The sequence below is a fragment of the Dyella sp. genome, assembly GCF_051954575.1.
GTDB lineage: Bacteria > Pseudomonadota > Gammaproteobacteria > Xanthomonadales > Rhodanobacteraceae > Dyella_B.
The window spans coordinates 44386-51223 of sequence record NZ_JBQCHP010000024.1; the positions used below are offsets into that span (position 1 = coordinate 44386).

Annotated in this window: 7 protein-coding genes; 5 read left to right on the forward strand and 2 right to left on the reverse strand. The window is 64.3% G+C overall.

What is annotated here, in order from left to right; genetic code table 11:
- Position 1: 1 nt before the first annotated feature.
- On the reverse strand, positions 2–898 hold the full coding sequence (locus ACTHNE_RS02710) for a LysR family transcriptional regulator (protein ID WP_324939793.1): 897 nt from the start codon (positions 896–898) through the stop codon (positions 2–4).
- A gap of 105 nt (positions 899–1003) precedes the next feature.
- On the opposite strand from ACTHNE_RS02710, the gene ACTHNE_RS02715 reads away from it, so the two are divergent.
- Positions 1004–2248 (forward strand): MFS transporter, encoded by a 1245-nt coding sequence (locus ACTHNE_RS02715; protein ID WP_324939790.1) that lies wholly within the window; start codon positions 1004–1006, stop codon positions 2246–2248.
- Positions 2249–2260: 12 nt separating this feature from the next.
- On the opposite strand, the gene def is transcribed toward ACTHNE_RS02715, so the two are convergent.
- Positions 2261–2800, reverse strand: coding sequence for a peptide deformylase (def, locus tag ACTHNE_RS02720; protein WP_324939787.1), 540 nt, complete (start codon positions 2798–2800; stop codon positions 2261–2263).
- A 151-nt stretch (positions 2801–2951) separates the two neighbouring features.
- Here def and ACTHNE_RS02725 point away from each other — a divergent pair, with 151 nt between their 5' ends.
- The 4 genes from ACTHNE_RS02725 (at position 2952) to ACTHNE_RS02740 (ending at position 6501) form a co-directional block, all read left to right on the forward strand.
- Positions 2952–5039, forward strand: coding sequence for a carbon starvation CstA family protein (locus tag ACTHNE_RS02725; protein WP_440268523.1), 2088 nt, complete (start codon positions 2952–2954; stop codon positions 5037–5039).
- Positions 5040–5041: 2 nt separating this feature from the next.
- Positions 5042–5230 (forward strand): YbdD/YjiX family protein, encoded by a 189-nt coding sequence (locus tag ACTHNE_RS02730; protein WP_324939782.1) that lies wholly within the window; start codon positions 5042–5044, stop codon positions 5228–5230.
- Between the two features lie 247 nt (positions 5231–5477).
- Positions 5478–5963: a DUF2127 domain-containing protein gene (locus ACTHNE_RS02735; RefSeq protein WP_440268524.1), complete on the forward strand. Its 486-nt coding sequence runs from the start codon at positions 5478–5480 to the stop codon at positions 5961–5963.
- A gap of 52 nt (positions 5964–6015) precedes the next feature.
- Positions 6016–6501: a DUF2127 domain-containing protein gene (locus tag ACTHNE_RS02740; protein ID WP_324939776.1), complete on the forward strand. Its 486-nt coding sequence runs from the start codon at positions 6016–6018 to the stop codon at positions 6499–6501.
- Positions 6502–6838 lie beyond the last annotated feature (337 nt).

Sequence of the window (6838 nt, forward strand, 5' to 3'; positions counted from 1 at the left end):
CTCAGCTTGGCGGTTCGGCCGTCCAGCGTGCCGCCACGAAGTCGATGAAGGCACGCGTGCGCGCGGGCAGCTGCTTCGACGGCGACCATACGATGTGCAGCGGCAATCCCGGCAATTGCCACTCATCCAGCACAGTTTCCAGCCGGCCCTGGTCAAGCAGATGACGCACCTGCCATAGCGCCGCCACGCCGATACCCAGCCCGGCGATCGCCGCCGCATTGCAGGCTGCCGCGTTGTCGGCGCTGAAACGTCCGCGCACTTCCACGGTCTGTTTGCGGCTGCCACGGCGATAGTCCCAACGCTGCGGCGCCTGCGCCGTACGACGCACGATGCAGGCGTGCTTGCGCAGATCGGCCGGCGTGCGCGGACGGCCGTGACGCGCAAAATAACCAGGCGCCCCGATCGTCACCATGCGCAGCGTGCCCAGCTGACGCGCGTGCAGCCGGCTGGAAGGCAAATCGCCGAGCCGTATGGCAGCGTCCAATTTTTCGCGTTGCAGATCGGCGCGCTGGTCGCCCACCACCAATTCGACGCTCACCTCCGGATAACGCTCCATGAAAGCGGCGATCACCGGCACCACATACGGCGCACTGAACTGGGTGGAGCCGCCGATGCGCAGCACGCCATCGATACGCGCCCCATGCTCGGCCAGTTCCGAACGGGCCAGGTCGATATCGGCCAACGCCGCCTTGATGCGCGCATGAAACGCCAACCCGGCTTCGCTGGGTTGGGCCCGGCGCGTGGTGCGCTGGATCAGTTCCACGCCCAGTTCGCTTTCCAGCGAGGCCAGCGAACGGCTCACCGCCTGCAGCGAGCGCTCCAGATGCCGCGCGGCGGCGGTAAGGTTGCCCTGCTCCACCACGGCGACGAAGGTGCGGTAGTCATCCAGGCTGGCCATGGCGATTCTCCCGTTCAGCGGAATGATCCTTCCATCTTAGCGATGATTCTCCCGGCACAGGCGAAGCATGAGAATGTGCCGCCAGGTGCTTTAATCGAGGGCCTCATGTCACCGACCTCTTCCACCACCGTCGCAACCCAGCAGGTTCCCGTCCGCTTGTTCGCGGTGGCGACGGCGGTGATCGTGTTATGCCTTTACCAGGCGCAGCCGCTGGTGGGTATGATCGCGCGCTCGCTACATCTTTCACCGGCTGCCGTCGGACTGGTGTCCACGCTGACTTTGCTGGGCTATGCGTGCGGACTGTTCGTGCTGGTGCCGCTGTGCGATATCTGCGAGAACCGTTCGCTGGTGCTCGCCACGCTGAGTGCCAACGTGGTGGCGTTGGGGCTGGCCGCCTGCCCGATACCGCCGGCCGCGTTTCTGCTGGTCAGCGGCCTGACCGGTTTCACCGCGGTGGCGATCCAGATGCTGATACCGATGGCCGCGGCGATGGCGCCCGAAGCGCAGCGCGGGCGCGTGATCGGCAACATCATGAGCGGGCTGATCCTGGGCGTGCTGCTTTCGCGTCCGCTGGCCAGCGTGGTGGCCGGGTATTTTGGATGGCGCGCCAGCTATCTGCTGCTGGCTGTAACGGTGGGTGCGCTGACGCTGCTCCTGGCGCGCATGCTTCCGCGCCGGCAACCGGCGCATGCCGGACGTTATGTCGCATTGCTTGCTTCCATGGCGAGCTTGCTGCGCGAAGAGCCGGTGTTGCGCCAGCGCGCCTTTTCGGCGGCGCTGGTCTTTGCGGCCTTCAATGCGTTCTGGAGCACGGTGGTACTGCGGCTTTCGAACGCGCCATTCGGCCTGAGCGCCAACGGCATCGCGCTGTACGCCCTGGTCGGCGTGAGCGGTGCATTGGCGGCGCCGATTGCGGGCCGGCTTGGCGATCGCGGCCACGATCGCCTCGGCACGCACGCCGCGCGCCTGGTGGCGATCGCCGGCATCGCGCTGGCCTGGATCGGCGGACTAATGGCCAGCCGGCTTTCACCGGTGTTATCGCTGTTTCTGCTGGTGGTGGCGGCGATCCTGCTCGATGCCGGCACCATCGGCGATCAGGCCTTGGGCCGGCGCGCGGTCAACCTGTTGAGGCCCGAAGCGCGCGGCCGGATCAATGCGTTGTTCACCGGCATCTTCTTTATCGGCGGCGCCATCGGCGCGGCGGTCGCTGGCCTTGCGTGGGCGCACGCCGGATGGAACGGCGTTTGCCTGGTTGCGCTGGCCTTCGTGGCCGCTCCCGTGGCCACGCGCATCGGCCACAAGGCCGCTACGACCTTGGTGGCCGGCCGCGCGTCGGTGTCGCGATCTTGAGTAGCGGTGGGCTCAATCTTCCGCGCCGGCATCCGTGCCCGGAAACAGCACGTCGGTAAAGCCGAATTTGGTGAAATCGGTAATGCGCGATGGATACAGCCGCCCGATCAGGTGATCGCATTCGTGCTGCACCACGCGCGCATGAAAACCTTCGGCGTTGCGGTCGATGCGCGCGCCCTTGGGATCGATGCCTTCGTAGCGGATCAGCGAATAGCGGTTGACCGCACCGCGCAACCCCGGCACGGACAGGCAACCTTCCCAGCCTTCTTCCATGTCTTGCGAGAGCGGCGTGATGATGGGATTGAGCAGGATGGTCTGCGGCACCGGCGGCGCGTCCGGATAACGCTCGGAACTTTCGAAGCCGAAAATGACCAGTTGCAGGTCCACGCCGATCTGCGGCGCGGCCAGGCCCACGCCACCGGCGTCGTGCATGGTGCCGAACATGTCGGCGATCAACGCATCGAGCTCGGCGCTGCCGACCATGCTGTCGGGCACGGGCGGCGCGACGCGCAGCAGGCGGGGGTCGCCCATCTTCAGAATCTCGCGGATCATGCCAACCTCGTCGCGTATGCCGGTTGCCTGGAAGTCTAACTGCGGGCGGCGTGGCGTGAACCCAAGCCGTTGCAAAACGCGCCCGATCCGGTATTGACCCCCGGCGTCGACAGGAAGAATCTTAGGCAGGCTTTGACGATCCGGGGTATTTATGGCTACCGCTGCACTGAGGCCGACGGGTATTGCGGGCAAGATCCTCTGGGCCATCGTCGCCGCGATAGGCGCCGCATGCCTGGCGGTGATCGCGCTGCGGCGCGGCGAACCGGTCAACGCGATCTGGCTGGTGGCCGCCGCGGTGGCGATCTTCCTGATCGGCTATCGTTTCTACGGCAAATTCATCGAACACCGCGTGCTGCAGATGGATCCGGGTCGCGCGCCACCATCAGTCTTGCGCAACGACGGCCTGGATTACGTGCCCACCGACAAGTGGGTGGTATTCGGCCACCACTTCGCCGCCATCGCCGGCGCGGGCCCGCTGGTGGGGCCGGTACTGGCGGCGCAGATGGGTTATCTGCCGGGCACCTTGTGGATCCTGTTCGGCGTGGTGCTGGGTGGTGCGGTGCAGGATTTCATGGTGCTGGGCTTGTCGGTGCGTCGCGATGCGCGCTCGCTCGGCCACATGCTGCGCGAAGAGCTGGGCGCACTGGCCGGCGTGGTGGCGATGTTCGGCCTGCTGGCATTAATGATGATCGTGCTGGCGGTGCTCGCGCTGGTGGTGGTCAAGGCGCTGACGCACAGCCCGTGGGGCACGTTCTCGGTCGCCTGCACCATTCCGATCGCGCTGCTGATGGGTATTTATCTGCGTTGGTTGCGGCCCGGCAAGATCCTGGAAGTGTCGCTGATCGGCCTGGTGCTGCTGCTGAGCTCCATCGCTTACGGTGCGCACGTGGCGGCCACGCCGGGCCTGGCCGCGCTGTTCGATTTCGATGCGAAATCGCTGGCCTGGCTGCTGATCGTCTACGGCTTCGTCGCCTCGGTGCTGCCGGTATGGCTGCTGCTTGCGCCGCGCGATTACCTGTCCACGTTCCTGAAGATCGGCACCATTTTCCTATTGGCGATCGCGATCGTGTTTGCCGCGCCGCAGTTGCAGATGCCGGCGGTGTCGCGCTTCATCGACGGCACGGGACCGGTGTTCCAGGGCCAGTTGTTCCCGTTCCTGTTCATCACCATCGCGTGCGGCGCAGTATCGGGCTGGCATTCGATCATCGCCTCGGGCACCACGCCGAAACTGCTTTCCAATGAAGGCGAAGCGCGCATGGTCGGCTACGGCGGCATGCTGATGGAAGCGTTCGTGGCGATCATGGCCTTGATCGCGGCGGCGTCGCTGCATCCGGGCGTGTACTTCGCCATGAACTCGCCCGCGGCGGTCGTGGGCACCACGGTCGAGCACGCGGCCGGCGTGATCAGCCAGTGGGGCTTCGTGGTGACGCCGGACGAGCTGACGCGCACCGCAAAAGACATCGGCGAAACCACCATCCTCGGCCGCGCCGGCGGCGCGCCCACGCTGGCGGTGGGCATGGCGCAACTGCTGCACAACATCCTGCCCGGCGAAGGCATGGTCGCGTTCTGGTACCACTACGCGATCCTGTTCGAAGCGTTGTTCATTCTCACCACGGTCGATGCCGGCACGCGCGTGGGCCGTTTCATGATCCAGGAAATCGCCGGCCTGGTGCATGCGCCATTGAAGAACACCGAATCGTGGATCGGCAACGTGCTGGCCACGACCATCTGCGTGGGTCTGTGGGGCTATTTCCTGTATCAGGGCGCGGTCGATCCGCTGGGCGGCATCAACACCTTGTGGCCGTTGTTCGGCATCGCCAACCAGATGCTGGCGGCGATCGCACTGATGCTCGCCACCGTGGTGACGGTAAAGCTCAAGCGCCAGCGCTATGCGTGGGTGCCGGGTATTCCGGCGCTGTGGCTGGTGATCTGCACGCTGACCGCGGGTTTCGAAAAGCTCACCGGCTCGATCAGTTTCACCGCCGCCGCGCAGAAGTACACCGACGCGCTGGCGGCCGGCAAGTTGCTGGCGCCGGCCAAGAACCTGGGCGAAATGCAGCGCATCATCACCAACAACCGGGTGGATGCCACGCTCACCGCGGTGTTCATCCTGCTGGTGCTGTCGATGCTGTGTTTCAGCCTGTACGCCATCGTCAAGGCCCTGCGCAGCAATGCGCCCACCGCGCGTGAAGCGCCACGCGTCGCCCTGGCCAGCGTGGCGGCCAACCGGGGGACCTGACCATGACGCTGCTGACATTCTGGCGACGCCTGGTACAAACCGCCCGCCTCAGCTGCGGCGTACCCGATTACGACGTATACGTCGCGCACCTGCGCGCGCATCATCCGGAACGCCAGGTGCCCACTTATGCCGAGTTCTTCCGCGACCGGCAGACCGCGCGCTACAAGGGCACGGGCGGGCGCTGCTGCTAGGGCCTGTTCGCACTATTGGCGTGGCCCGCGCCGGGATCTGTGTGCGCGCCAGGCAAGGAAGAGCGAAGGAGTGTACGTCGGTACACGACTTAAGCGATGACGCGGCATGGCGGGCAAACAGACCCGGCCCTGTCGTTCGTCACGCTGGAAAGCCAAGGCTGTGTCCATATAGAGACATGGCCTTGCCGTACCTACCCGCAATTAAGCTGTTTCTTTCAACCCGGGCCATGACCCGGGATGCGCCCCTATGACCAAGCCCGTTTCCGACATCGAAGCCCAACACAGTTTCGGCTTGCGCCTCATCGCCATCTACAAGGCGATCAAGTCGGCGGGCCTGATCCTTGTGGCCTTGGCGGCGTTCCACTTGCACAAGGAACGGAACTTCGAGCACTTGATGTACGTGCTGGAGCATCTATCGTTACAGGACATCAGCGGCGTGCGTTGGCGCCTGGTCGGACTGCTGCAGAATTGGGGACCCAGCAAGTTCACTGCGATCGGCATCGTGGCGCTGGCCTATGCGGCGATCTTCGCAACGGAAGGCACCGGCCTATGGCTGCGCAAGCACTGGGCGGAATGGTTCACCGTGATCGCCACCGGTTCACTGGTTCCGTTCGAGGCGTACGAGATGTTCCACAAGTTCAGCTGGCTGAAACTGGGGGCGTTCATCGGCAATATCGCCATCGTGATCTATCTGGTGCGGATTGCGATGCAGCCGCACGTGCGCAAGCCGTAGCTGCCACTACACTGTCCCCTTCACCCCGAGCCATCGCCCCTGGGCAATCCCCATGACCAAGCCCGTCCCCGAGATCGAGGCCCGCCACAGTTTCGGCCTGCGCGTGATCGCCATCTATGAGGTGATCAAGACGCTGTGCCTGCTCTTCGTCGCCTTCGTAGCGTTCGGCCTGCACCAGGAAAAGAACTTCGATCACCTGGTGCACATCCTGGAGCACCTGTCGTTGCAGGACAGCAGCGACCTGCGCTGGCGCCTGGTCGGCTTGCTGCAGGAAATGGGCCCCAGCAAGTTCATGGCCATCGGTATCGTTGCCCTGGCTTACGCCGCGATCTTCGCGACCGAAGGCATCGGCCTGTGGCTGCGCAAACACTGGGCGGAATGGTTCACGGTGATCGCCACCGGTTCGCTGATCCCGGTGGAGGCGTACGAGGTGTTCCACAAGTTCGGGTGGCTGAAGCTGGGTGCGTTGATCGGCAACGTGGTGATCGTGATCTACCTGGTACGCATTGCCATGCAGCCGTACAAGCGCGCAACGTAGGCTGGGTGCGGCATCAGGCTGCTGTAACCGATGTTGATTCGGATAAAAGAACAATACAAAGCTGGGTTGCAAACCCTGAAATATCCCCACAATTTGCCGAGGAAACAGAGCCGCACGCGAAGGTGACCATTGCCTGCGGCGCTTTCGGTCCCTAAAGGGCCCGAGTCACTTTTCTTTGCTGGCCCAAAGAAAAGTAACCCAAAGAAATGGCCTAAAAGGCTCACGGCATGGGAAGGTTAAAAGCCTGAGCGCTCACGTCTAGATAGAAAGGTAGTCTCCAAAGGTTCCACGTACCGGCTATGCCGCGAGGCGTCCAGGCGCTGAGGGCTTAAAGCAG

What these genes read in the sequence shown, in the direction of transcription:
- ACTHNE_RS02710 (WP_324939793.1), bottom strand. Translation starts at nt 898, where the DNA reads ATGGCCAGCCTGGATGACTACCGCACCTTCGTCGCCGTGGTGGAGCAG.
- ACTHNE_RS02730 (WP_324939782.1), top strand. Translation starts at nt 5,042, where the DNA reads ATGACGCTGCTGACATTCTGGCGACGCCTGGTACAAACCGCCCGCCTC.
- ACTHNE_RS02715 (WP_324939790.1), top strand. Translation starts at nt 1,004, where the DNA reads ATGTCACCGACCTCTTCCACCACCGTCGCAACCCAGCAGGTTCCCGTC.
- ACTHNE_RS02735 (WP_440268524.1), top strand. Translation starts at nt 5,478, where the DNA reads ATGACCAAGCCCGTTTCCGACATCGAAGCCCAACACAGTTTCGGCTTG.
- def (WP_324939787.1), bottom strand. Translation starts at nt 2,800, where the DNA reads ATGATCCGCGAGATTCTGAAGATGGGCGACCCCCGCCTGCTGCGCGTC.
- ACTHNE_RS02740 (WP_324939776.1), top strand. Translation starts at nt 6,016, where the DNA reads ATGACCAAGCCCGTCCCCGAGATCGAGGCCCGCCACAGTTTCGGCCTG.
- ACTHNE_RS02725 (WP_440268523.1), top strand. Translation starts at nt 2,952, where the DNA reads ATGGCTACCGCTGCACTGAGGCCGACGGGTATTGCGGGCAAGATCCTC.